Consider the following 22895-nt stretch of genomic DNA (forward strand, 5'->3'; position numbering starts at 1 on the left):
CGGCGTCAGCCTGGTTGTCGCCGCCAGGCTGGAGAGGTATAGCCGCAAAAATACGCTACAATATTGGGACGTCATGGACGCCGATCAGGGGGAGTGGGGGATGCGCGATCTGGAAGACATTATGTGGATGCAAGCCATAGACATGTTGGAGCGTGCGGAACGCTTGCAGCGGCGCTTCTTTCAGCCGGCCCCGTCGGGTCGCCAGCCAGCCTGGCAGCCGCCCATGGATGTCTTTGAGAGCAGTGGTGGGCTGCAGATTGTCGTGGCATTGCCCGGCGTTAGCCCGGAGGAGGTACAGGTAATCTTCAGCGGCAACGTCCTGATAGTGAGTGGTCAACGTCGGCTTTCCGCAGAACTGCAAACGGGGCATATCCATCGTCTGGAGATCCCCTACGGCGTTTTCGACCGGCGCCTGCAGATTCCCGATGGCTTGACGTTGCAGGGCTGGGAAATGCGCGATGGCTGTCTCCATTTGTCCTTTCGCCGGCAAAGGGGTATGAAATGAACGATACGCACACGGAGGCGCGCGAAAGCAGCAAACTGGTATTACCGGAGGATGTCCTGCCGGTGCTGCCCATGCGCAATCTTGTCCTCTTCCCGGGAGTGGTTCTGCCCCTCGGTATCGGCCGCGCGCAATCGGTGGCGGCGGCCCAGGAGGCCATCCGCCAGGAGCGCCCCATTGCCTTGCTCTTGCAAAAGGATCCAGAAAATGACGCACCGGGTCCCGATGATCTTTACCCGGTGGGTACGGTGGCCGCCGTCCTGCGCTATGTGACCACCGGGGATGGCGGCCACCACCTCATTGCTCAGGGAGAGGGCCGTTTCCGGGTGCGCGAATTTTTGCCGGATTATCCCTTTCTGGCGGCCCGTATCGAACGTCTGGAGGAAACCACTGCCACCGGTTCGGAGCTGGATGCCCGCGTCCTGCACTTGCGCCAGCAGGCCACCGAAGCCCTCGCTCTCCTGCCGCAGGTGCCTCAGGAGTTGGCCCAGGCCATCGCCCACGTGGAGCAGCCCGGGGCACTGGCGGATCTGATCGCCAACTTTCTCGATCTCAAGCCCGAGGAGCGCCAGCAGATTCTGGAAAATCTTGACGTGCGCAGCCGTCTGGAACAGATCTCGCAGTTTTTGGGCTATCGCATCGAGGTCCTGAAGCTTACCCACAAGATTGGCGAGCAGACCAAGGAGGTCATGGATCGCCGCCAGCGTGAGTATTTCCTGCGCGAGCAACTCAAGGCCATTCAGCAAGAGTTGGGGGAAGGCGAGGAGGGCAACGGTGAGATGGAGGCTCTGGGTCATGCCATTGACGAGGCGCACTTGCCCGCCGAGGCGGAGGCGGTGGCCCGCAAGGAGTTGCGTCGCCTGCAGCGGATGCCCGAAGGGGCCGGCGAGTATGGCATGGTGCGTAGTTATATCGACGCCATTCTGGCCCTCCCCTGGAGCAAGGAGACAGAGGAGCGCATCGACATCGGGGAAGCGCGGGGCATTCTCGACGAGGATCACTACGACCTCGACAAGATCAAGCGGCGCATCCTGGAGCATCTGGCGGTGCATCGCCTGAATTCCAGCGGCAAGAGTCCCATTCTCTGCTTCGTGGGGCCGCCGGGGGTGGGCAAGACCTCTCTGGGCCAGAGCATCGCCCGCGCCATGGGGCGCAAGTTTGTGCGCGTGAGCCTGGGCGGCGTCCATGACGAGGCGGAGATCCGCGGCCATCGGCGCACCTATATCGGCGCCCTGCCGGGCAACATCCTTCAAGCCCTGGGCAAGGTGGAGGTGCGCAATCCGGTGATGCTCCTGGATGAGATCGACAAGCTCGGCGCCGGTGGTTTCCACGGCGATCCCGCTGCCGCCCTGCTGGAAGTGCTGGATCCGGAGCAGAACCGTACCTTTCGCGACACCTATCTGGCCATGCCCTTTGATCTCAGCCACGTCTTTTTCATCGCCACGGCCAATATCCTGGATACCATCCCCGGCCCCCTGCGGGACCGCATGGAAATCATCACGCTCTCGGGTTATACGGAGGAGGACAAGATGCATATCGCTTCCCGCTACCTCCTGCCCCGGCAGCGGGAAGCGGCGGGCCTGACGGCGGAGCAATTGGTGCTGGAAGAAGATACCTTGCTGGCCCTCATCCGCGGCTATACCCGCGAGGCCGGCTGCCGCAACCTGGAGCGGGAGCTGGGGGCCATTTGCCGCTGGGTGGCGGTGCGCGTCGCCGAGGGCAGCAGCAGCGGGATGCAGGTTCGTCCCGATGATCTGGTCACTGTTCTTGGTCCTCCGCACTTTGAAAGCGAAGTTGCCTCGCGGGTGGCCCTCCCCGGCGTGGCCACCGGTCTGGCCTGGACGCCGGTGGGCGGGGATATCCTCTTCATCGAGGCCAGCAAGAGCCCGGGCAACGGCCGCCTCATCCTGACCGGCCAGCTCGGCGACGTCATGAAGGAGAGCGCCCAGGCGGCCATGAGTCTGGTCAAGGCGCGGGCGGCGGACTGGCAGATTGCCCAGGAGAGCATCGACAAGAGCGATATCCATATCCACATCCCCGCCGGTGCCATCCCCAAGGATGGTCCCAGCGCGGGGGTGACTCTTGCTGTGGCGCTGATCTCCTTGCTCACCGGCCGCAAGGTGCGGCCGGATGTGGCCATGACCGGCGAGATCAGTCTGCGTGGCCTGGTTCTACCCGTAGGCGGGATCAAGGAAAAGGTCCTGGCGGCGCTGCGTGCCGGTATTCACACGGTGCTATTGCCGGCACGCAATCGCCGGGATTACGAAGACATCCCCGAGAACGCCCGGCAACAACTTACCTTCATCTGGATAGAACGGGTGGAAGATGCAGTGGCGCAGGCGCTGGAAATGGGCCAGGAAAGGTAAGGTATCTGAGTCGTGTGACCGGCCTTGCCATCCGGATGCGGATGGTCCGTAAAGTCCGTCGGGCACAAATAAAGCACTTGGCCGTTAAGCCAGGTGCTTGTTTTTATGGTGCCGGCAAGAGTGTTGCGTGATGCCCGGTGTGCGGGACGAATAGCTGGTTTGCGGGCGGCGCTTGAGTCGTGGTTCCCTTGGTTTCAGGTGCCTGTTGCAGGAAAACAATAGTTGCGAGAATCAATAAAACTCCCATGATTGTAAATTTTCTGGTTTTAGTCGCCATGCGATCTTCTTCGAGTGTCCCACCATCAACGAAGAATACCGCCAGGCATGGCTGTTTGTCTTGCATCCCATGATTTCGGCCTCGGTAACGTTCCTGTGGATAACTTTTCACACTCTCAAAGCCACCCCGTCCCATTCCCTGCCATTCCCGATAATTTATCTAAGAGCTTATTAAATCGTGGTTTTACGCATTTTTTTCCAGATTCATAAAGTAACATGGCGTTATCCGTGAAATAGATGCAAGGCGATGAAAAACATGCGAGAAAGTTCTTACATGAGCTGGAAATGTGACTATAATAACGATAGCGGGAGGTTTCGTTACTCCACTAAACCCGCACTTCAATGCAAAAAGCGGGTATGGAAGTATTGATAAAGGACTACGACATGGGGAACCCCGACTTTCGGTCCAAAGAATCGCGCGACAAAATCGCAGTCTTTCCCTGGAGCGGTAATACCTACCCCGCGCAGATCCAGCCTCTGCAACACGGTCATATCGGGATGGATGGCGCGAACCTGCGCTTCGTCGCGAAAAAGCACGACATAGTCGTCGCCCGCCAGCACCGCGAGGGGCTTTTATCCCAACGCATTTTCCATCAACGGGAGCGTTTCCACTGGATGCAAGGGTCGCAGCGGGAAATCCATGGAGAGCTGCCCTTCAGGCATTTTTTTGACCCGCAATATGCCACTACGAGTCTCAAAGGCAATCTCGTCTCCCGGAAATCCGCGCTCCTGAAAGAGCACATGCGCTGTTGCCAGGGTGGCATGACCGCACAAATCCACTTCAACCACCGGTGTGAACCATCGTAAATGGAAGGTACCGGGGTTTTTCGCCGGGACATAAAAGGCGGTCTCGGAGAGATGGTTCTCTTCGGCAATGGCTTGCATGATCGCATCGGGAAGCCATTGGTCCAGAGGAACAACGGCCCCCGGATTGCCGGAAAAAACCTGGTGACTAAAGGCATCGACCTAGTACTGCATCAGCTTCATGGTATTCACCTTCTGAGGAATCGCATCATTTGTACCTCGCCCATATACTCTGCGTCCATTCGAACGGCCTCTGGCTCCAGTGCGAAATCCACAAAGCCCAGCGATCGATACAGATCTCGCGCCCGCTGGTTTCGCTCCAGAACGGTCAGATGAATGCACCGTAAATCGTCGATGCCCTGTGTTCGAGAAAGTACCTCTAGTAACAGCGAGTTACCGACGCCACGGCCAGCCACCTCCGACGCAACGAGCATGCGAAAAAGTAGCGCCTTATGCCGCAACTTCACACCGCGATCTCGCTCCAGACTGACAATCCAGACCAGTGCATTTTTCTCGAAAGCACCCAAGGTTAAGCGGTCTTCCGCTCCTCGCGTGGGGATCTCCGCGGGGACATCGTCTCCTGCAGCTATGCGGAAACACTGTGCATGTTGTTGCAAGGCATCCCGCCAAAGTGCACGGTAAGCGGGATCGTCATCCTGCCGCAATTTCCGAACGAGAAGGGTGCGCAGATCATGCCGTTGACTCTTATCACACAGGCTCGCAGTCTTATGTCTTGGAACCGCCCTGTTTTCACTTGTTCATGAACCCTTTTACTGTAGCATAAGTTCTTGAAAAAAGTATTATCCAATGTTTATAAACGTGATGACTAGACAAGCAATAGCCGAAAATTCATGCGAGGTCTCTGAGCGATTATTGGCCCCCCGCTCGCTTGTCAGGCGTTCTGTGATGCTGTGCCCAGGTCTTGGCTGACAATTGGGTGTAGGTAGCTTTTTGTGCCGGATTGAGCAAAGCATAGCCCTGGAGATGATAGGGAACCATTTCCCATGCCAATTGCGTTTCCGCTTTTCCAACGCGGATGATGTCGCTTTTTATCATTGCCAAGGTCGGATGTGCGGTAGAGGCGTCCTTTTTGTATTTGTCATATGCGTGCTGCAAAGCACTGCTATCCTCAATGGTGCGCATAGCCATCTCATTCTTGAGCTGAACTTCCCCCTGGATTTGCCTAGGTGTCAAGCGAAACGCAGATTTGTTCTTCAATATCCAGTAAGGTCCTGGATGATATCTTTTGAAAACAGAAGAAAAATCCAGAGAATGAGTTCGAAAATACTGTTGGGCCTGTTTTTTTTGACTAGGGCTCATTCTTGCGAGCTGACCTAAAGACAAGGCATAGGCAGAGGAAGTGCTCAGCAACAGGATGGCTGTGATACTCGGCAGCAATACTTTTATAGACTTCATCGGGAAAACCTCATAAGTAAATGACTCCAGATAAAGCCGGGAGATTTGATTCGTGAGCCGCTTAAAGCAGCTTATAAGGGAGAGCAATGCGTCCCCAAGTCTTGACGCTACTGCAGCGTGGCCCAAGTCCATGGCTCCGTCAAGTGCGCATTCCGGCGATCGTGGGCAGTGATTCCGCTGATCGTGGGCACCCCCGAAAAGCGTACATTCTGGTCACCGCCATTTTATCCCCAGGTGGTCACGATGGGTCAACTTTTGGGGTGTCGCGTCCATCACTGCGACGACGCAGGGAGTCCCCCTTCAGCTCCAGTCGGTGAGCACTCTGCAGCAGTCGGTCCAGTACCGCATCGGCCACGGTAGGCTCGCCCAGATATTCGTGCCAATGATTCACTGAACCGCCCCGTAATGGCTGGCCATATCCTGATAGCTGCGGTTGATTTCGGGTTCGTATCATAGCGACTAGTCTCGGAATATAAAAACCCCGTCAGAATTCCCATCGTTTAGGCTGAGCGAAGGGTTAGGTGTCAATTCTGCAGACGTAGCGTACTTCTTGAAGCTGCTGACCACCGCACTCGAGTTCCTGCGGAGGCAGGGTGCCTGCCACGAATCCGATAGCCTTGTAGAAGCGGATGGCTTGCTCGTTTTCCGTAAATACCCACAGGCTACACGTGCTGTAGCCTTGCTGAGACAAGAGTTCTCGCGCCCGTAGCCACAGCTGACGCCCAACCCCTTTGAACCAACTGTTTGGTGCCACATACATGGCCCACAGCTCCGCTTGAGAGGATGGTGCATCCTTATCTCGGCAAGCACCGAACGACACCCAGCCAAGAACGGTCCCGCCATCCTTAGCAACGAGAATCTCTGTTTGCCCAGATTCGATAATGTTCTTCCACATCGCCTCCCGTTTCTCGACTGACAAGGAAGCGAGATAATCCGCAGGTAGGATTCGCGAGTAGGCCGAGCGCCATGCATCGACATGAATCTCGGCGACAGCGCGAACGTCGGACAGCGTGGCATGGTCGATGTTCATTGACGCCTAACGCTTGAAGCAACCTTTACCGTCAGATCAAAGGCAATGGCGAACACTAGCGGGCCTCTGGATCGTCTAGGGCGTCTTTAAGGGGGTACTCCAACCGTTCCCCTGTCTGCGGCACCTCGATCTCGACGGTCCAGCCCTTCACAGTGTCATGGCCTTCCTTGAGTATCTGGTATGGAATCCCAAACGGCCCGAACTGGCGGAATGTCCCAATCAGCTCAGGGTGTGGAAACCCTGCGATATTTGGCTGCATAGGTACCCTCCTAATTTCATGGTTGTATAGTACATTTTCTAGCAGAGGCGGCACAGCGTTTTGGCTGTTACCACGGCCACCACTTTTTTCTTTTGTGAGAAGGCGCAGGTTGCTCTTGAGGTTGATGTATCAGTGCTTGCATCTGTTGTTGGGATCGCTCTAGCCGCTCCTGCGTATGCGGTAATTCCGCTCGTACGGATCTGTGCGGGGGGCGGTGGGTAACTACTGTCTCTACCGCGACCGATCGAGCAGCGACTGGGGCAGCAGATCGCCGCAACGATACACGGCGGTGGAGTGTCTTGGGAGGTCGGTCGAAGACTGGGGCCCGCGATTTAAAACTCTCCATTTCCTGCTTGGGCGGGGGCGGCTTCTGCTAGCAACCAATCCCGAAAGGTAGTCAGCTTGGGCAAACTGGCACATTCAGGTCGATACACGACGTAGTACGCCAGTGCGGATGCAAAGTCGATGTCTGGGAACAGTCTGACTAGACGCCCACTTGCCAAGTCGTCGCGTGCCATGACGCTGCGCGCCAGCGCCACACCATGTCCCTCGATCGCCGCCTGCAGTACCGCAGCGGAATTATTGATCCGCATGCCCCGTTGAGTGATGACGTCCGTCACGCCGGCTTTTTTCATCCATGCTTCCCAGGTTGGGAACGCTGTGTGTCGGTCCATCGACAAGTCGTGGATCAAGGTTTCCTGGGCCAAGTCAGCGGGCTTTTGCAAGCGCCAATGCTCACGCAGCAGTATCCCCAAAGTGAGCCGATCAAACCCGGCACGGATATCTGGCAGTGCCCGCTCGGCAGCCTCCGTGGGAATGAGCCGCACACGGCCACTGCTGCCGCGCACGAAGAGGGGCGTTCCCAGCCAGTCCTCCAGCGAGCGCACGAGTTGGCCAACTGCTGCTGCCGTGACGTTGAGTTCGGCCGCCGCCGCAGAAAAGCTTTGGTGGCGGGCGCTGGCCTCGAAGGCGCGCAGAGCATTCAGATGGACTGGTGACTTCATATCGATAAAGTTTTTCTTTCAATGACTGATGCTTTATATAGTTTGTCTGTCATTGGGAACACGAGAATAATAGCAACTATTCCGAAAGTGCTTCGGTGAGGCAGCCGAAGGCGCGGCAATGTCGCCGTCTTCGGAATCAACAGTTTTTCTTCTCTTCACCCTCCGCCGACTGGCGGGCCTACAGAGAGGATTTCAAGATGAGCAATCAATTCAAGGGTAAGAAGCTGCTGGTCGTCGGCGGCACCAGTGGCATGGGCATGCAGATCGCGTGCACCGTGCTGGCCGACGGCATCTGCGTCGTCATCGCAGGCTATCGCGGCCACGCCGTCCTCGGCGTACTCGATGGCCAAAGCCGGCCTGCACTCCCTGACCCGGCACCTGGCCATGGAACTGGCCGACAAGAACATCCGTGTCAACGCGGTGTCGCTGACCGTGGTGCAGATCCCGATCTACGAAGGCTTCATTCCCAAGGCCGAAGTCCAGAGGGCACTGCAGGGGTTCAACAGCTTCCACCCGATCGGCCGCGTGGGCACGCCGCAGGATGTGGCGGAAGTGGTGGCCTTCCTGCTGTCGGACAAGGCAGCCTGGGTCACTGGCGCCGTCTGGGATGTCGATGGCAGTGTGATGACTGGCCGCAACTAATGTTTCGCATGCAGGCGCTTTGTTTGAACGCAGGTGCTGCGCTGACCTACTTCGGCACGTGTTGTCAAGGCCTACCAGCAACTGCCCGCCAAGTAAGCCGTATTGACAGGGAGCGGCCGCTATCGCCTGGACGGGCAATGCCGCTGTCCCTCCGTTTGGATAACCATCATGCTGATCAATGCTGATTTCACCCGCCGCGCCATCGTGGCGCCCGACGAGTACCAATGGGTCGCATCCCCCCAGGGAGGGGTCGAGCGGGTGATGCTGGATCGCGTGGGCGCGGAGAAAGCCCGTGCTACCAGCATAGTACGGTATGCGCCCGAGTCCTATTTTCCCGCGCACCCGCACCCGGGAGGCGAGGAAATCCTGGTACTGTCCGGAACATTCTCCGAAGGAGACCGGCATTACCCGGCAGGCTGGTATCTGCGCAACCCGCCCGGCTCCAGTCATCAGCCCTCCAGCGCCGAGGGCGCTGTCATTTTCGTCAAACTCCAGCAGATGCCGGATGGCGAGCAGCGCAGTGTTCGCATCGACACGCGAGACTTGGCCAATTGGCATCGCCAGGGTGCGCGTGAAGTGTGCCCGTTGTTCGCGGCTGCTGGCGAGCAGGTCAGCCTGCAGCGTCTGGCGGCTGGTGAAAGGATTCTCGATGAGTCGTCGGAGGGCGCTGAGATCCTGGTTATGTCAGGCGCGGTGATGCTGGAGGGGAAGCTCTACGAGCGGGGCAGTTGGTTGCGACTGCCTGCATGTGAGCCTGCGACGCCTCATGCTGGCGATCAAGGTGCCACCGTGTACCTCAAGACAGGCCATTTGTCCGACGTGGCGGTAGCAGTATGAGCCGGCGTAGCGCACGCATCGTCATCGTCGGCGCCGGTTTGAGCGGCCTGTACGCGGCATACCTCCTCGCGCGCCAGGGCGTGACGGATTACGTGGTGCTGGAAGCACGGGAGGCGCTTGGTGGCCGTATTGCCTCTGCTGACGCCTCGGGACAGGTCGTTTCCCACGGGGTGATGCAGGCAAGCACCGCTGACCGCTTCGATCTGGGCCCCGCCTGGTTCTGGCCCGGCTATCAGCGCGAGCTCGGGCACCTGATCGAAGAACTGGGACTGGAAATCTTCGAGCAGTTCGAGGCCGGTGACATGGTGGTCGAGCGTTCGCCACAGAAGGCCCCCGTGCGCGTGCGTGGCTACGTGAATTCGCCAGCGTCCATGCGCCTGACAGGCGGCATGGGCCGCTTGATCGAAACGCTGCACCGCATGCTGAACCCAGCCAGTGTCCTGACCGGCCATACGGTGCGTCGACTGCACAAAAACGATGACCATGTCGTCGTGGAAAGCGTCGCTGCCAGCGGCCATACCGTGACGTGGCATGCCGAGCACGTCCTGCTGGCGCTACCGCCTCGTCTGATCGAAAGCACCATCGCCTTCGAGCCAGCCTTGCCGGAAACGCTCGCCCGGCAATGGCGCGACACGGCCACCTGGATGGCGCCGCACGCCAAGTACATCGCCATCTATGACACCCCGTTCTGGCGGGAACAGGGATTGTCAGGAGAGGGCCGCAGTGCACGCGGGCCGATGGGCGAGATCCACGACGCCTCCATGCCCAACGGCAGTGCTGCGCTGTTTGGTTTCCTGGGCGTGCCGGCGCGCGTGCGCAGCACCGTCTCTGACGAGGTCATGCGCACGCATTGCCGTGCGCAGTTCGTCCGGATGTTCGGACCCGACGCGGCGACGCCCAAGGCCGAAATCATCAAGGACTGGGCGCAAGACCCGCGCACCGCCACGGCCACGGATCGCGATGCGAGTGGCCAGCATGCTCACGCGCCTGCGTCCAAAGCCATATCAGGACCGTGGCAGGGGTGCCTCACGGGCATCGCCAGCGAGTGGTCGCCGCAGTTTCCTGGCTATCTCGCTGGGGCTGTCGAAGCGGCAGGCCTGGGTGTGCAGGCACTGGCATTTGGGACGTCCCGCGCTGAATTCAATGAGGAGTTGACATGAGATTGCAAGGCAAGACAGCACTGATCACCGGAGCCACCAGCGGCATCGGTCTGGCGACTGCCGAATTGTTTCTGCGAGAAGGAGCGGGAGCATGGGCAGCAGTTTCTTATGCCTGAGCAGCGTGCCGCCGATCTGTTGCCGATGTGGGTCGCCGATATGGATTTCCGTGTTGCACCGCCGATTATTGATGCGTTGCGCACCGAGGCGGAGATGGGGGTTCTAGGCTACGGTGGCACACCGGTCAGGTGTTCTCGCAACCCGGTGATATCCTGTGCTGGTACAGACGCCGGTGTACTTTCATTTTTTAAACGACGTCATTGCCAACGGGCGCCGACTGGGTCTTTGGTAAAGGCGCACGGCATCTACCGCGAGCAGCCTTATGTCGGGTTATTCGCGTAACCAACGGATTCTATTGCACAAGCCATTTTCTGAAAAAGTTACTAATATGCCTAGTAATCAATGTGTTGCGTTTTTTCAAAACCGAAATCCCGACAAAAGGCTGCTAGTAAAAAACCCACGGCGCAGGAAAGGGACCTTGGGAATATCCGACGCATCTGCCGGGATTACGGGGAAATGGCTTTAGCAAAAATGGATGGTCCCGCTTTGTCCGGCATCGTCCGGCAATGGCAAGGGGCGGGCCTCAGCGCCAATACCATCCGCATTTATTTGGCGAATATTTCCCATCTCTACAACATCGCCCGCAAGGAATGGGGCATGACAGATTTAGTCAACCCCGTAGAACTGGTCCGCAGACCTCGGCTGTCCCAGGGGCGGGACAGGCGGCTGGTAGGGGATGAGGAAGCCCGGTTACTGGCGGCCTGTTCAGACACGAACCCGGAACTGGCGGACATTGTGACCTTCGCCATCGAGACCGCCATGCGTCAGGGGGAAATTCTGGGGCTGGAATAGCGGCACGTATACTGGCTGGACCACACCGTGTACCTGCCCGATACCAAGAACGGCACGTCCAGAGTGGGCCCTTGTCGGAACGTGCGGAACAGGTTTTACAGCGGCAGCAGCAACGGGGAACAGCCCAGAACGGTAAAGTCTGGAGGTACACCAACGACGGCATGCGGGCCAGCTACACGAAAGCCATTGCGTGTGGTCCGTGTCATTGGGCCAGTCTATGGGACTGGTGTCCGGTCCCGCAATCTCATCGGCAATCTTCTGGGTGGTGTCCGCGCCCTCTTCGGCGGCAAGCAGGCGGGCTATCTCAACATGATTGCTCAGACCCGCGATGATGCCCTGGAACAACTGGCCGAGCATGCCCGGTCCCTTGGGGCCAATGCGGTACTGGGGATGCGCTTTGATTCCGGCGAATTTGACGCCGGGCAGGGGCAGGCCATGAATGAGGTCACGGCGTATGGGACGGCGGTAGTGGTGGAAGTGCTATGAGTAATCACGCAGAGCTACTGCAGACGTGGTTGGCGAAATCGACCGACCGAGAAGACGCTTGAACAAAATGCTCGTCTCGTGGCTGAAACGCATGAACTGGCTGAGAGCAACAAAATTTTTGTCGAAAGCGAAGGACCAGTCGATGCGGGCGTTTTGACGCACCGTATCGGCCTGATGGCCGCGTGGCCTTTAGGCTACTTATTATGGTACGCTTAACCGGTCTTTTAGAGGCTATGAGGGACTTTCCATGACCCACGTCATTCTTGCCGATGTTGCTGCCAGTGTTTCCGAACTCAAAAAGAACCCTATGGGAACCGTGGCCGCAGGAGAAGGGGCTACTGTGGCCATTCTCAACCGCAACGAACCGGCTTTTTACTGTGTCCCAGCCGCTACCTATGCTGCGCTTCTGGAACATCTGGAAAATTTGGAGCTGAACGCTTTGGCGGAAAGCCGTCTGAAGGATGGCCAAACCCCGATCAAGGTGTCGCTGGATGCCTTATGAGCTCACTTTCCATCCCTCCGCCCTCAAAGAATGGCAGGCCTTGGACCATAGCGTCCGTGCCCCATTCAAAAAGAAACTGGCAGAACGCTTAGTGCACCCACGCGTCCCTTCCGCTCAACTGCATGGCCACCCGGATCGCTATAAGATCAAACTCCGCAGCATAGGCTATCGCTTGATCTACCAAGTGATGGAAACGGAAGTCCAAGTGTTGGTCCTGGCGGTAGGCAAGCGGGAAGGCTCTGTCGCCTATCACAAGGCCAAAGGACGCTAACCCATGCCAGCCCCCATCGGTGGCCGAGAACGACACACCCAAGACCGGATCACTCACCTCTTCCAGCACACCCAGGCCATCCTTGGTCCATTCCATGTCCTTGGGCCGACTCTCACCCACCTTTTGGCTATTCAAACAGCGATTTTTACAGCGGCATAGACTGGTGGGCAACCAAAGGTGGCACCAGCACTCCGTAAAAATCTTTCCGCTTCGGATCATCTGAGTGGGGACCAACCAGAAACGAAGTGTCCTCCGTTAATGCAAAATCGACAGGCGGTGGACAATCCCCCAGGTCCTCTTCGGTAATTGGGCTGGCTCGACTTGTAACGCTGATTGAATCGGCATGTCACAAATTCGTCACACAAAGAAAAAAATAATACGAATAATAAATATAACTCTTTGTTTTTATGGTGCCGGCAAGAGGAGTCGAACCTCCGACCTACCGATTACGAATCGGTTGCTCTACCAACTGAGCTACGCCGGCGTGGGCGCGATTGTACCTGTCACTGGGCCTGGCGACAAGAATCCACCGCGCTTGGTGGTCAGGCGGTCTTCTCTGCCTCTTCGGGTAACTCTTCTCGACGATGGATGAAGAAGCCCTTGAGATAGTTGCTTTCCGGTACCGCCGGGTGAACGGGGTGATCCATATCCTGACTGCCTTCGCCGATGATCTGGTAGTCCCCACGCTGGGGGGCAAAAGCGATCTGGCTGAGCAGCGTTTCCCGGCTCAGGTGATGCGAGCAGGATGCCGAGAACAGGATGCCGCCGGGGGTCAGCAGGCGCATGGCCATGTCGTTGAAACGGCGATAGGCGATGCTGCCTTCCTTGAAATCCTTCTTCGATTTGATCAGGGCCGGGGGGTCCAGGACGATGAGATCGAACTGCTCACCGCGGTCGCGTAAATTATGCAGCGTCTCCATGGCATCGCCGTGAATGCTGTGCAAGCCCTCAACCTCGTTGCGTCGGGCGTTTTCTTCGAGGATCGCCAGGGCCGGTGCCGAACTGTCCACAGCGGTGACGGCGCTTGCCCCGGCCTTGGCCAGGGGGATGGCAAAGCCGCCAAGATAGGCGAAACAGTCCAACACCCGGCGCCCCTGGGCAAAGTCCCGCAAGCGGCGTCGATTGGCGCGATGGTCATAAAACCAGCCGGTTTTTTGCCCGCCGCGGGGGTCAACCTGGAACAGACAGTCGTTTTCCCAAACCTCCAGCCGCTCCGGGATATGCCCGAAAAGGACTTCGACGCGGTCTTCCAACCCTTCCAGTCGCCGCGCCGCGCCGCTGGCCTTCAGCAAAATGCCCGCCGGGCGCAGCAGACCCTGCAAAGCCGCCGTGATCAGGGGCAAATCGCGATCCATGCCGAGACTACCTGCCTGTAGCACCAGATGGTCCTCATAGCGGTCGATAACCAGGCCCGGCAAACCATCGCCTTCACCATGCACCAGGCGATAGAAAGGCGCACCGAACAGACGCTCCCGCATCCGCAAAGCCTGCTGCAAGCGGCTGCGATAAAAGCCCTCGTCGATGCGGACATGCGGGTCACGGCTCAACAAGCGCGCACAGAGCAGGGTATGAGGATTGACGTGGGCGAGCCCCAGGGCCTTACCCTGGGCGTCTTCCATCCGGCAGACGCTGCCTGGAGTGACGGCGGTGAGGGGGGTTTTCTGGACATCGATTTCGTTGCTGTAGACCCATAGATGACCGGCGCGGAGGCGGCGATCCTCCTTGGGACGCAGGCGAAGAATGGGGTATGGGTTAGCAGAAGACATGAGTGGACCTGATGGTGAAAGCGGGAGTGCCCCGGAAACATGGGGTCTGGACGTTCCGGCGCATTTTACAGACTTTTCAACTGCCCGTATATTGAGCACACCATACTGCGGTGTTCCGCTCCCGACCGACCTGGTATCTTGCCGAGGAGGATATGTGTCCAGTGCCGACCAAATTCGTGCCATCCGTTGGGAGGAGGGTCAGCTCTGCCTTCTCGATCAGAGGCTGTTGCCGCAGCAGGAAACCTGGTTGAAGCTCAGTGATTATCGCGCGGTGGCGGTGGCGATTCGGCAGATGGTAGTGCGTGGTGCGCCGGCAATCGGCATTACCGCGGCTTATGCCATGGCACTGGCCGTGCGCGAGGCGAGCACACATACGGACTGGCAGGCACGCCTGCTGAGTGCCGCCGACGAGATCAAGGCGGCACGACCGACGGCGGTGAATCTCGCTTGGGCGACGGACCGGCAACTGGCATTGGCGCAATCGGTGTCTACCGCGGGACAGGCCGTTGCCGCGCTTTTACAGGCCGCTCATGACTTGCTCCGCGATGATATCGCCGATAACCAGCGTCTGGGCCGTTATGGCGCGGAGCTCTTGCCGGCGGAGGGTGGCATCCTCACCCACTGCAATACGGGCAGTCTGGCGACCGGCGGATATGGCACGGCACTGGGCGTGATTCGTGCAGGGATTTCTGCGGGTAAGCAGCTCCATATCTATGCTGACGAAACCAGGCCTTGGCTGCAGGGCGCGCGCCTCACCGCCTGGGAGTTGCAGAAGGACGGTATTCCCTTCCATCTCCATGCCGACAGCGCCGCGGCCTATCTGATGCAGCAGGGCCTGATCCATGCGGTGATCGTTGGTGCCGACCGCATTGCCGCCAATGGCGACACGGCGAACAAAATTGGCACCTACAGCCTTGCCGTATTGGCGCAATATCATCAGATTCCTTTCTATGTCGCGGCGCCTTTGAGTACGGTGGACTTCGCCATGCCCGATGGCGGCGGCATCGTCATCGAAGAGCGCCCCGCCGCCGAGGTGCAGCAGTGTGCGGGCCACGTGGTGGCACCCGAAGGTGTCGAAGTGCGCAATCCGGCTTTTGATGTCACCCCCGCCAGTCTGATCACCGCCATTATCACCGAGCGCGGCGTGGCGCGCCCAGGGTTTCCGGTGGCGCTCCAGGCGTTGGCCGCTGGCCACATGCAGGCTTAGCCCTGCTGTGGCATAATGCCGTGTTGAAAAAATAATCAGGGGTACTCAGTCTCCACATGATCGAATTCGCCAAAGAAACCATTCCTGTCAGTCTCGAAAAGGAGATGCGCCAGTCCTACCTCGATTACGCCATGAGCGTGATCGTCGGTCGTGCCCTGCCGGACGCCCGCGACGGCCTCAAGCCAGTGCATCGTCGTGTGCTCTTCGCCATGCACGAGATGAGCAACGATTGGAACAAACCCTACAAGAAGTCGGCGCGTGTCGTCGGCGATGTCATCGGTAAATACCATCCCCACGGCGATACCGCTGTCTATGACACGATGGTGCGGATGGCGCAGGACTTTTCCATGCGCTACCCGCTCATCGACGGGCAGGGTAACTTTGGTTCGGTGGATGGCGACAGCCCCGCCGCCATGCGCTACACCGAAGTGCGTATGTCCCGCATTGCCCACGAGATGCTGGCGGATCTGGAAAAGGAGACCGTTGATTTCGGCCCCAACTACGATGAAAAGGAGATGGAACCGCTGGTCATGCCAGCGCGTATCCCCAATCTGCTGATCAATGGCTCGGCGGGCATCGCGGTCGGTATGGCCACCAATATCCCGCCCCACAATCTGACGGAAGTGATCAGTGCCTGTCTGGCGCTGGTGGATGATCCCGAGACTCCGGATGAAGACCTGTTTACCTTGGTCCCGGCGCCGGATTTCCCGACGGCAGGTTTCATTCATGGCCGTGCCGGCAGTATCGAAGCCTACCGCACCGGGCGGGGCCGCGTGGTCATGCGCGCGCGCTGTGAGTTCGAGACGGACAAAAAATCCAACCGGCAGAGCATCATCGTCACCGAACTGCCCTATCAGGTGAATAAGGCCAAGCTCATCGAGCGCATCGCCGAGATGGTCAAGGAAAAGCGTCTGGAAGGCATCAGTGACCTGCGCGATGAGTCCGACAAGTCGGGTATGCGTATCGCCATTGAACTCAAACGGGATGCCAATGCCGATGTGGTGTTGAATAATCTTTACCAGCACACGGTCATGCAGAGCGTGTTCAATATCAATATGGTGGCGCTGCTGGACGGGGCACCGCGGACCCTCGGTCTGCGCGATCTGCTGCAGGCCTTCATCCAGCATCGCCGCGAGGTGGTCACCCGGCGCACCGTCTTCGAGCTGAAGAAGGCGCGCGATCGCGCCCATATCCTGGAAGGCCTGGCGGTGGCGCTGGTCAATCTGGACCCGCTCATCAGCCTGATCCGGGCGGCGGCCAGCCCGGCGGAAGCCAAGGCGCAGATGCTGGCGAAGTCCTGGGAGCCGGGCATGGTCGCGGCGCTGCTGGTCGAACGTGGAGAGCCCTCGGAGGGGATGCACGCGGACGGATATCATCTGTCCGAATTGCAGGCCCAGGCCATTCTCGATTTGCGTTTGCACCGTCTGACGGGGCTGGAGCAGGACAAAATCCGCGATGAATATCTGGCCTTGCTGGATCGTATCCGCGAGTTGCTGGAGATTCTCGGCTCGAAGACTCGGCTCATGGAGGTCATCCGCGAAGAGCTGGTGGCTATCCGCGATCAATACGGGGATGCCCGGCGCAGCGAGATCGTGGCGGATACCGGTGATATTTCGACGGAAGATCTGATTACCGAAGAGGAAATGGTGGTGACCTTCACCCACGCCGGTTATATCAAGGCGCAGCCGGTGACGGTCTTCAATGCCCAGAGACGGGGTGGCAAGGGCAAGATGGCCACCACCACCAAAGAAGAGGACTTTGTCGAACGCATGTTCTGCGCTTCGACCCATGCCTATTGTTTGTTCTTCAGCAATCTCGGTAAAGTCTTCTGGCAAAAAGTGTATCAGTTGCCGCAGGCAGGTCGTGGCGCCAAGGGCAAGCCCATCGTCAACATGCTGTCGCTGGCGCCCACGGAGCGCATCACCGCCGTGCTGCCGGTGCGTGACTTTACCGAGGGCCAGTTTGTCTGCATGGTTACCTCCCTGGGCGTCGTCAAAAAGACACCGGTCATGGAGTATTCCCGGCCGCGTAGTCAGGGGATCAATGCCATCAACCTGGATCCCGGTGATCGTCTGGTCGCCGTTGGCCTCTCTGACGGGCAGCGCGAGTTCATGCTCTTTACCCGGCACGGCATGGCGGTGCGCTTCCCCGAGGCGAAGGTTCGGGCCATGGGTCGCAATGCCCGGGGCGTGCGCGGCATCAGTCTGGAAGAGAATGATCGGGTGATTTCGGCACAGTGGGTGGACTCCAGTCAGGTGATCCTTACCACTACGGCCAATGGGTACGGTAAATTGACGAAAGTGGACGAATACCGCCGCACCAACCGGGGCGGGAAGGGCGTCATTGCCATCCAGACCAACGAGCGTAATGGCGATGTGGTCGGCGCGCTGGCGGTAACGGAGCGGGATGAATTGATGCTGGTCTCCGACCACGGCACCCTGATCCGCATCGCGGTGAACAGCATCCGCCGCACCGGCCGGAATGCGCAGGGGGTGCGTTTGATTAATCTGGGCGAGGGTGAACAACTCGCGGGACTGGCATTGATTGCCGATACGGACGAAGAGGAGGGGGAGCAGACCGATCTGCCCCAGTAAATGCACCATGAATCAAACTATTTTCAATTTCAGCGCTGGTCCCGCGGTTTTGCCCCACGTGGTTCTGGAACAGGTTCAGGCAGAGCTCCTGGATTGGCATGGCAGCGGCATGTCGGTCATGGAAATGAGCCATCGTGGTCCTGAATTCATGAAGATCGCCGCCGAGGCTGAGCAGGATCTTCGTGATCTCCTGGACATTCCGGCCAATTACAAGATTCTGTTTTTGCAGGGCGGAGCGACGCTGCAATTTGCCATGGTTCCACTTAATCTGATGCGCGGTCATGGCAAGGCCAGCTATGTACAGACGGGAATCTGGTCCAAGAAAGCGATTGCGGAAGCTCGGCGCTTTACTGCGGTGGAGATTGCCGCCAGCAACGAGGATCGTCACGCCAGCTACGTGCCCATGCAGGCGGACTGGCAGGTCAGCCCGGACACTGCGTATGTGCACATCACCGGGAATGAAACCATCGGCGGCGTGGAGTTCGACTTCATTCCGGATCTGGGCGATATTCCGCTGGTCAGCGATGCCTCTTCCCATATTCTTTCCAAGCCCACGGATGTCAGCCGTTTCGGTCTGATATATGCTGGCGCGCAGAAAAATATCGGCCCCGCTGGACTGACCCTGGTCATCGTCCGTGATGACCTCCTCGGCCACGCACCGGCAAACACCGCCACCATGCTGGATTACGCCGTCTATGCCAAAGAGGAATCCATGCATAATACGCCGCCGACCTTCGCCATCTATGTCGCCGGTCTGGTTTTCAAGTGGCTCAAACAGCTCGGCGGCCTTGAAAGGATGGCGGAGATCAACGCACGAAAGGCCCGGTTGCTCTATGACGCCATCGATGAATCCCGTGGGTTTTATGCCAACCCGGTGGAAACCCGCAATCGCTCACGCATGAATGTGCCTTTTACGCTGGCGGATGCGGCCATGGATGAAGCCTTTCTCAAGGGCGCCAGGAGTCATGGCTTGATCCAGCTCAAGGGACACCGCTCGGTGGGCGGCATGCGCGCCTCCATTTACAACGCGATGCCGGAGGCTGGCGTACAGATCCTGGCGGACTACCTGCGGGACTTCGCCCGCCAGCACGGTTGAGGAGCGCCACCATGCCAGCCGTTTTGATCGCCGATAAAATGTCAGCACGTGCGGTAGAAATATTTCACGAACGTGGTATCGCCGTGGAGGTGAAAACCGGTCTGGGCAAAGAGGCACTTTGCGCGATCATCGGTCAGTACGACGGTTTGGCGATACGCTCGGCGACCAACGTGGATGCCGACGTGCTCGCCGCTGCCAGTCGCCTGAAGGTGGTGGGGCGGGCTGGTATTGGCGTGGACAATGTCGATATCCATGCGGCCAGCAAACGCGGCGTGATCGTCATGAATACCCCCTATGGCAACACGGTGACGACCGCGGAGCATGCCATCGCCTTGATGATGGCGGCGGCACGGATGATCCCCCAGGCCACCATGAGCCTGAAGGCGGGGCAGTGGGAAAAATCCCGTTTCCAGGGGGTCGAACTCTACCAGAAGACCCTGGGCGTCATCGGCACGGGCAATATCGGTTCGCTGGTGATTGCCCGTGCCCAAGGTCTGGGGATGCGGGTCATCGCCTACGATCCCTATCTCTCCAAAATCCGTGCGGCCGATCTCGGCGTGGAACTGGTGGAGATGGATACGCTGCTGGCCCGCGCCGATTTTTTAACGGTCCATACGCCGCTGACGGATGCTACCCGTAACCTTTTCCGTGCCGAGACCTTCGCCAAAATGAAGCCGGGTGCCATTCTGGTGAATGCCGCACGTGGCTGCATCGTGGATGAGGCAGCCCTGTACGATGCCTTGAAATCCGGGCACTTGCGCGCTGCGGCTCTGGATGTTTTCTGCAAGGAACCGGTGCATGGCGACAATCCCTTGCTGGAACTGGACAACTTCATCTGTACGCCGCACCTCGGGGCTTCCACCGAAGAGGCACAGGTCAATGTCGCTATCCAGGTGGCCGAGCAGATCAGCGCCTATCTGTTGCGCGGCGTGGTCCAGAATGCGGTCAATCTGCCTTCCGTCAAAGAGGAGGAATTGCTGCTGTTGCAGCCCTACCTCAATCTCGGAGAGCGGCTCGGACTGGTTCTGGGGCAACTGGCAGGTTCCGGGCTGCGCGAAGTGGTGATCGAATATGCCGGCGAAGTTGCCGAACTCAATACGGCGGCCCTCACCACCGCCATTCTCAAGGGCATTCTGCAGAGTGCCCTGCCGGAAACCATCAATGCCGTCAACGCCCCGGTTCTCGCCAAGGAGCGCGGCATAGGCATCGAAACCCGCAAACGCGAATCAGCCGACGAACTGCGCGCCCGGATCGCGGTGACGCTGCGCATGGATCAGGGTGAGCGGGTGGCGGTGGGAACCCTGGTTCATGAGCATCAGGCCCGTCTGGTTCAACTGGATGGTATCGACGTGGAAATGCCTCTGGCGGGGGATCTGCTCTATATCCAGAATCGTGACGAGCCCGGTCTGATCGGGCGCATCGGTGGGTTGCTGGGCGCAGCGGGCATCAATATTGCGCAATTTCACCTGGGCCGCGAAAAACCGGCGGGGGCAGCACTCTCCTTCATTGCCGTCGACCAACCGCTGACGGAAGTGTTGCTGGAGCAGGTTGCCTCCCTTCCGGGAGTCTTGGCGGCCCGCATGTTGCGGTTATGAAAAACCCGGAACTGGCGGCCCTGCGTAAGGCCATCGATCAGGTGGATCAGCAGTTCCTGCAACTGCTCGGCGAGCGGGGCCGGCTTGCGCAGCAGGTGGGTGCCGTCAAACAGGCTGCGGGCGAAGTGAATTTTTACCATCCAGACCGTGAGTCGGAGATTCTCCGTCGGGTCATGGCCGATAACCCTGGGCCCTTTTCCAGTGAACAGGTTGCCATCATTTTCCGGGAGATCATCTCTGCAGGCCTGGCCCTGGAGCAACCCCTGCAAGTGGCCTATCTTGGACCCGCCGGCACGTTTTCGCAGATCGCGGCGCAGAAGCATTTCGGGCGCGCGGCCGTTCTGCAGCCCACCGCGGGGATCGCCGAGATTTTCCGCCTGGTGGACAGTGACCAGGCCCGGTTCGGTGTGGTGCCGGTGGAGAACAGCACTGAAGGTTCCGTCAATCTCAGTCTGGATCTGCTCCTGGATTACCCCTTGCAGATCTGCGGCGAGGTCCAGTTACGCATCGTCCATAATCTGGTGGCCAAGGTGCCCATCTCCACCGTTCGCCGTGTCTACGTTCATTATCAGACCAGGGCCCAGTGCCGTCAGTGGCTCGCGACCCATTTGCCGCAGGCGGAATTGGTGGATGTGGCCAGCAACGCGGTTGCCGCGGAACGGGCTGCGACAGATGCCGATGGCAGCGCCATTTCCACGACCCTCGCCGCGGAAGCGTACGGCCTCGACATTCTGGTCGCGGGGATCGAAGACAACCCGGAGAACACCACCCGTTTTCTGATCATTGGCAAAATCCATACGCGACCTACGGGGAATGACAAGACCAGCCTGGTGGTAGCCGGCGCCAATCGTCCGGGGAGTCTGCATGCGTTGCTGTCACCGCTGGCCGACGCGGGCATCAGTCTGACGCGCATCGAGTCACGGCCGGCACGCTCGGCCATCTGGGAGTACGTCTTTTATCTCGACTTGCTTGGCCATTGTCAGGATGCCGCCATCGCTCCGGTGCTGGATGTTCTCGCGCAACAGGCATCCTTTTGCCGTTGTCTCGGCAGTTATCCCCGGGCGGTATTTTGAAATGTGCAATAGCTATCTGGAATATACGGCGGCGGGTGTGTCCGATCTGCGTCCCTATCAGCCGGGCAAACCCTTGGCGGAACTGGAACGGGAACTGGGTATCCGTGACGCCATCAAGCTGGCCTCCAATGAAAATCCGTTAGGTCCGAGCCCTCTGGCGCTGGCAGCCGTCCGCGAGGTGTTGCCCGCCCTGGCGCAGTACCCCGAAGGGTCGGCTCCGGAGTTGCGCGCGCTGCTGGCCCGTCAGCTCGATCTGGACCCTGGGCAATTTATTTTCGGCAACGGTTCTGATCAGGTGGTGGAGCTTGCGGTGCGTGCCCTTGCCGGGCCGGGTACGGAGGTGATTGTCTCGCAGTATGCCTTTGCCGCCTATGCCATTGCCGCGCAGGCCAGTGGTGCGACTGTACGGGTCGCCCCGGCGCGGGATTACGGTCATGACCTGGATGCCATGGCCAGTCTGCTCAACGCCAATACCCGGCTGGTTTTTATCGCCAATCCCAATAATCCCACGGGTACGTATCTTACGGCGGACGCCCTGGAGACCTTTATCGACAGCGTGCCTTCCCATGCGCTGGTGGTGCTGGACGAAGCCTACCTGGAACTGATGGACGCGGCGGATTATCCGGATGGCAGACGGTGGCTGCGGCGTTTCGGTAACCTGATGCTTACCCGTACGTTTTCCAAGGCCTATGGGCTGGCGGGTCTGCGTTGCGGTTACGGCATCGGCCACCCCGACCTGATGGCGGTGCTGGAGCGGGTTCGTCAGCCCTTCAACGTCAATACGCTGGCGCAGGTGGCGGCGCATGCCGCGCTTACGGATCGCGCCCATCTGCAGGCCACCCTGGCCAACAACCGTCAGGGGATCGTGGCCCTCCGCGATGGATTGTGCAATCTTGGATTGACAATTCTGCCGCCTGCAGGCAACTTTACCGCCTTCGCCGTGCCGGGAGGTGGACAGCGCGTCTATGAGGCCCTGCTGCTTCGGGGGGTGATCGTCCGGCCGCTTACCCCTTACGGCATGCCGGATCATCTGCGGGTCAGTGTTGGCCTGCCGGTGGAAAACCAACGTTTTCTTACAATGCTGGGCGAGGTCCTGTAAC

27 protein-coding genes, 1 tRNA gene and 1 pseudogene are annotated in these 22895 nt (G+C 59.1%); 17 read left to right on the top strand and 12 right to left on the bottom strand.

From position 1 onward, the window contains the following. The first annotated feature begins 100 nt into the window (after positions 1-100). Positions 101-505 (top strand): Hsp20/alpha crystallin family protein, encoded by a 405-nt coding sequence (locus tag AFE_RS04090; RefSeq protein ID WP_012536407.1) that lies wholly within the window; start codon positions 101-103, stop codon positions 503-505. Then, entirely contained in the window at positions 502-2868 is a 2367-nt protein-coding gene (gene lon, locus AFE_RS04095; protein ID WP_012536408.1) for an endopeptidase La, read from the top strand. The genes AFE_RS04090 and lon overlap by 4 nt, the downstream gene beginning before the upstream one ends. Before the next feature lie 103 nt (positions 2869-2971). Here lon and AFE_RS04100 read toward each other — a convergent pair whose 3' ends face one another. The 10 genes and pseudogenes from AFE_RS04100 to AFE_RS16705 form a co-directional block, all read right to left on the bottom strand. Continuing rightward, a complete protein-coding gene (locus AFE_RS04100; protein WP_041645334.1) occupies positions 2972-3211 on the bottom strand; it encodes a hypothetical protein in 240 nt (79 codons plus the stop codon). A gap of 272 nt (positions 3212-3483) precedes the next feature. Continuing rightward, positions 3484-3705, bottom strand: coding sequence for a PhzF family phenazine biosynthesis protein (locus tag AFE_RS16685; protein ID WP_009562941.1), 222 nt, complete (start codon positions 3703-3705; stop codon positions 3484-3486). Positions 3706-3717: 12 nt separating this feature from the next. Continuing rightward, positions 3718-4098, bottom strand: a pseudogene (locus AFE_RS16690) (PhzF family phenazine biosynthesis protein); the annotation flags it as partial. Between the two features lie 38 nt (positions 4099-4136). Continuing rightward, positions 4137-4613, bottom strand: coding sequence for a GNAT family N-acetyltransferase (locus AFE_RS04110; RefSeq protein ID WP_009562945.1), 477 nt, complete (start codon positions 4611-4613; stop codon positions 4137-4139). Between the two features lie 205 nt (positions 4614-4818). Next, entirely contained in the window at positions 4819-5496 is a 678-nt protein-coding gene (locus AFE_RS04115; RefSeq protein WP_012606675.1) for a hypothetical protein, read from the bottom strand. 106 nt (positions 5497-5602) lie between these two features. Next, complete coding sequence (locus tag AFE_RS15960) at positions 5603-5755, bottom strand: ATP-binding protein (RefSeq protein WP_009562947.1); 153 nt, start codon at positions 5753-5755, stop codon at positions 5603-5605. A gap of 126 nt (positions 5756-5881) precedes the next feature. Beyond that, positions 5882-6394: a GNAT family N-acetyltransferase gene (locus AFE_RS04120; RefSeq protein ID WP_012536410.1), complete on the bottom strand. Its 513-nt coding sequence runs from the start codon at positions 6392-6394 to the stop codon at positions 5882-5884. A 55-nt stretch (positions 6395-6449) separates the two neighbouring features. After that, a complete protein-coding gene (locus tag AFE_RS04125; protein WP_009568151.1) occupies positions 6450-6653 on the bottom strand; it encodes a DUF5397 family protein in 204 nt (67 codons plus the stop codon). Positions 6654-6985: 332 nt separating this feature from the next. Next, a complete protein-coding gene (locus AFE_RS16695; protein ID WP_012536411.1) occupies positions 6986-7657 on the bottom strand; it encodes a LysR family transcriptional regulator in 672 nt (223 codons plus the stop codon). Between the two features lie 155 nt (positions 7658-7812). Next, positions 7813-8007 (bottom strand): hypothetical protein, encoded by a 195-nt coding sequence (locus AFE_RS16705; RefSeq protein ID WP_225487690.1) that lies wholly within the window; start codon positions 8005-8007, stop codon positions 7813-7815. Here AFE_RS16705 and AFE_RS04135 point away from each other — a divergent pair. The 9 genes from AFE_RS04135 (at position 8000) to AFE_RS04175 (ending at position 12464) form a co-directional block, all read left to right on the top strand. Further along, positions 8000-8299: an SDR family NAD(P)-dependent oxidoreductase gene (locus AFE_RS04135; protein ID WP_226834093.1), complete on the top strand. Its 300-nt coding sequence runs from the start codon at positions 8000-8002 to the stop codon at positions 8297-8299. The genes AFE_RS16705 and AFE_RS04135 overlap by 8 nt on opposite strands. Before the next feature lie 168 nt (positions 8300-8467). Continuing rightward, positions 8468-9136, top strand: a complete 669-nt coding sequence (locus AFE_RS04140) for a cupin domain-containing protein (RefSeq protein ID WP_009561118.1) — start codon at positions 8468-8470, stop codon at positions 9134-9136. Further along, entirely contained in the window at positions 9133-10296 is a 1164-nt protein-coding gene (locus AFE_RS04145; RefSeq protein ID WP_012536412.1) for a flavin monoamine oxidase family protein, read from the top strand. The genes AFE_RS04140 and AFE_RS04145 overlap by 4 nt, the downstream gene beginning before the upstream one ends. Further along, a complete protein-coding gene (locus tag AFE_RS04150) occupies positions 10293-10412 on the top strand; it encodes a short-chain dehydrogenase (protein WP_009564254.1) in 120 nt (39 codons plus the stop codon). The genes AFE_RS04145 and AFE_RS04150 overlap by 4 nt, the downstream gene beginning before the upstream one ends. After that, on the top strand, positions 10405-10695 hold the full coding sequence (locus AFE_RS04155) for a hypothetical protein (RefSeq protein ID WP_041645337.1): 291 nt from the start codon (positions 10405-10407) through the stop codon (positions 10693-10695). Before AFE_RS04150 ends, AFE_RS04155 begins: the two co-directional genes overlap by 8 nt. 174 nt (positions 10696-10869) lie before the next feature. Beyond that, positions 10870-11205, top strand: coding sequence for a site-specific integrase (locus AFE_RS15220; RefSeq protein WP_012536413.1), 336 nt, complete (start codon positions 10870-10872; stop codon positions 11203-11205). Positions 11206-11397: 192 nt separating this feature from the next. Further along, complete coding sequence (locus tag AFE_RS04165) at positions 11398-11691, top strand: YbjQ family protein (RefSeq protein ID WP_012606678.1); 294 nt, start codon at positions 11398-11400, stop codon at positions 11689-11691. Positions 11692-11938: 247 nt separating this feature from the next. Further along, on the top strand, positions 11939-12193 hold the full coding sequence (locus AFE_RS04170; RefSeq protein WP_009564270.1) for a type II toxin-antitoxin system Phd/YefM family antitoxin: 255 nt from the start codon (positions 11939-11941) through the stop codon (positions 12191-12193). Next, complete coding sequence (locus tag AFE_RS04175; RefSeq protein WP_009564272.1) at positions 12183-12464, top strand: type II toxin-antitoxin system RelE family toxin; 282 nt, start codon at positions 12183-12185, stop codon at positions 12462-12464. Before AFE_RS04170 ends, AFE_RS04175 begins: the two co-directional genes overlap by 11 nt. A 408-nt stretch (positions 12465-12872) precedes the next feature. On the opposite strand, the gene AFE_RS04180 is transcribed toward AFE_RS04175, so the two are convergent. Further along, positions 12873-12948 (bottom strand) — tRNA-Thr (locus AFE_RS04180). 58 nt (positions 12949-13006) lie between these two features. Further along, the gene (locus tag AFE_RS04185; RefSeq protein WP_012606680.1) at positions 13007-14230 is read right to left on the bottom strand and encodes a class I SAM-dependent rRNA methyltransferase; all 1224 of its coding nucleotides are present in this window, start codon (positions 14228-14230) and stop codon (positions 13007-13009) included. A 154-nt stretch (positions 14231-14384) separates the two neighbouring features. Between AFE_RS04185 and mtnA the strand changes: the two genes are divergently transcribed. From mtnA to hisC, 6 genes are read left to right on the top strand one after another with little or no spacing between them, the layout of a single operon-like run. Next, positions 14385-15437 carry an S-methyl-5-thioribose-1-phosphate isomerase gene (gene mtnA / locus AFE_RS04190; protein ID WP_012536417.1) on the top strand — a complete coding sequence of 351 codons (1053 nt, stop codon included), beginning with the start codon at positions 14385-14387 and terminating at the stop codon, positions 15435-15437. Between the two features lie 56 nt (positions 15438-15493). Further along, positions 15494-18031, top strand: a complete 2538-nt coding sequence (gene gyrA, locus AFE_RS04195) for a DNA gyrase subunit A (RefSeq protein ID WP_012536418.1) — start codon at positions 15494-15496, stop codon at positions 18029-18031. A 7-nt stretch (positions 18032-18038) separates the two neighbouring features. Further along, positions 18039-19127, top strand: a complete 1089-nt coding sequence (serC, locus tag AFE_RS04200) for a 3-phosphoserine/phosphohydroxythreonine transaminase (RefSeq protein ID WP_012536419.1) — start codon at positions 18039-18041, stop codon at positions 19125-19127. A gap of 11 nt (positions 19128-19138) precedes the next feature. Beyond that, a complete protein-coding gene (gene serA, locus AFE_RS04205; RefSeq protein WP_012536420.1) occupies positions 19139-20722 on the top strand; it encodes a phosphoglycerate dehydrogenase in 1584 nt (527 codons plus the stop codon). Continuing rightward, on the top strand, positions 20719-21795 hold the full coding sequence (gene pheA, locus AFE_RS04210; RefSeq protein ID WP_012536421.1) for a prephenate dehydratase: 1077 nt from the start codon (positions 20719-20721) through the stop codon (positions 21793-21795). The genes serA and pheA overlap by 4 nt, the downstream gene beginning before the upstream one ends. Before the next feature lies 1 nt (position 21796). Next, positions 21797-22894: a histidinol-phosphate transaminase gene (gene hisC, locus AFE_RS04215; protein WP_009567888.1), complete on the top strand. Its 1098-nt coding sequence runs from the start codon at positions 21797-21799 to the stop codon at positions 22892-22894. The last annotated feature ends 1 nt before the right edge of the window (position 22895 follow it).

The organism is Acidithiobacillus ferrooxidans ATCC 23270 (genome assembly GCF_000021485.1).
In the GTDB taxonomy this organism is placed as follows: Bacteria; Pseudomonadota; Gammaproteobacteria; order Acidithiobacillales; family Acidithiobacillaceae; genus Acidithiobacillus; species Acidithiobacillus ferrooxidans.

Bases quoted from the DNA above. Each gene is read 5' to 3' on its own strand.
- pheA (WP_012536421.1), top strand. From the start codon at position 20,719: ATGAAAAACCCGGAACTGGCGGCCCTGCGTAAGGCCATCGATCAGGTG.
- AFE_RS04150 (WP_009564254.1), top strand. From the start codon at position 10,293: ATGAGATTGCAAGGCAAGACAGCACTGATCACCGGAGCCACCAGCGGC.
- gyrA (WP_012536418.1), top strand. From the start codon at position 15,494: ATGATCGAATTCGCCAAAGAAACCATTCCTGTCAGTCTCGAAAAGGAG.
- hisC (WP_009567888.1), top strand. From the start codon at position 21,797: ATGTGCAATAGCTATCTGGAATATACGGCGGCGGGTGTGTCCGATCTG.
- AFE_RS15220 (WP_012536413.1), top strand. From the start codon at position 10,870: ATGGCTTTAGCAAAAATGGATGGTCCCGCTTTGTCCGGCATCGTCCGG.
- serC (WP_012536419.1), top strand. From the start codon at position 18,039: ATGAATCAAACTATTTTCAATTTCAGCGCTGGTCCCGCGGTTTTGCCC.
- serA (WP_012536420.1), top strand. From the start codon at position 19,139: ATGCCAGCCGTTTTGATCGCCGATAAAATGTCAGCACGTGCGGTAGAA.
- AFE_RS04100 (WP_041645334.1), bottom strand. From the start codon at position 3,211: ATGCAAGACAAACAGCCATGCCTGGCGGTATTCTTCGTTGATGGTGGG.
- AFE_RS04185 (WP_012606680.1), bottom strand. From the start codon at position 14,230: ATGTCTTCTGCTAACCCATACCCCATTCTTCGCCTGCGTCCCAAGGAG.
- AFE_RS04175 (WP_009564272.1), top strand. From the start codon at position 12,183: ATGCCTTATGAGCTCACTTTCCATCCCTCCGCCCTCAAAGAATGGCAG.
- AFE_RS04090 (WP_012536407.1), top strand. From the start codon at position 101: ATGCGCGATCTGGAAGACATTATGTGGATGCAAGCCATAGACATGTTG.
- AFE_RS04135 (WP_226834093.1), top strand. From the start codon at position 8,000: ATGGCCAAAGCCGGCCTGCACTCCCTGACCCGGCACCTGGCCATGGAA.
- AFE_RS04115 (WP_012606675.1), bottom strand. From the start codon at position 5,496: ATGGACTTGGGCCACGCTGCAGTAGCGTCAAGACTTGGGGACGCATTG.
- AFE_RS04170 (WP_009564270.1), top strand. From the start codon at position 11,939: ATGACCCACGTCATTCTTGCCGATGTTGCTGCCAGTGTTTCCGAACTC.
- AFE_RS04155 (WP_041645337.1), top strand. From the start codon at position 10,405: ATGCCTGAGCAGCGTGCCGCCGATCTGTTGCCGATGTGGGTCGCCGAT.
- AFE_RS04140 (WP_009561118.1), top strand. From the start codon at position 8,468: ATGCTGATCAATGCTGATTTCACCCGCCGCGCCATCGTGGCGCCCGAC.
- AFE_RS16695 (WP_012536411.1), bottom strand. From the start codon at position 7,657: ATGAAGTCACCAGTCCATCTGAATGCTCTGCGCGCCTTCGAGGCCAGC.
- AFE_RS04145 (WP_012536412.1), top strand. From the start codon at position 9,133: ATGAGCCGGCGTAGCGCACGCATCGTCATCGTCGGCGCCGGTTTGAGC.
- AFE_RS04120 (WP_012536410.1), bottom strand. From the start codon at position 6,394: ATGAACATCGACCATGCCACGCTGTCCGACGTTCGCGCTGTCGCCGAG.
- lon (WP_012536408.1), top strand. From the start codon at position 502: ATGAACGATACGCACACGGAGGCGCGCGAAAGCAGCAAACTGGTATTA.
- AFE_RS04125 (WP_009568151.1), bottom strand. From the start codon at position 6,653: ATGCAGCCAAATATCGCAGGGTTTCCACACCCTGAGCTGATTGGGACA.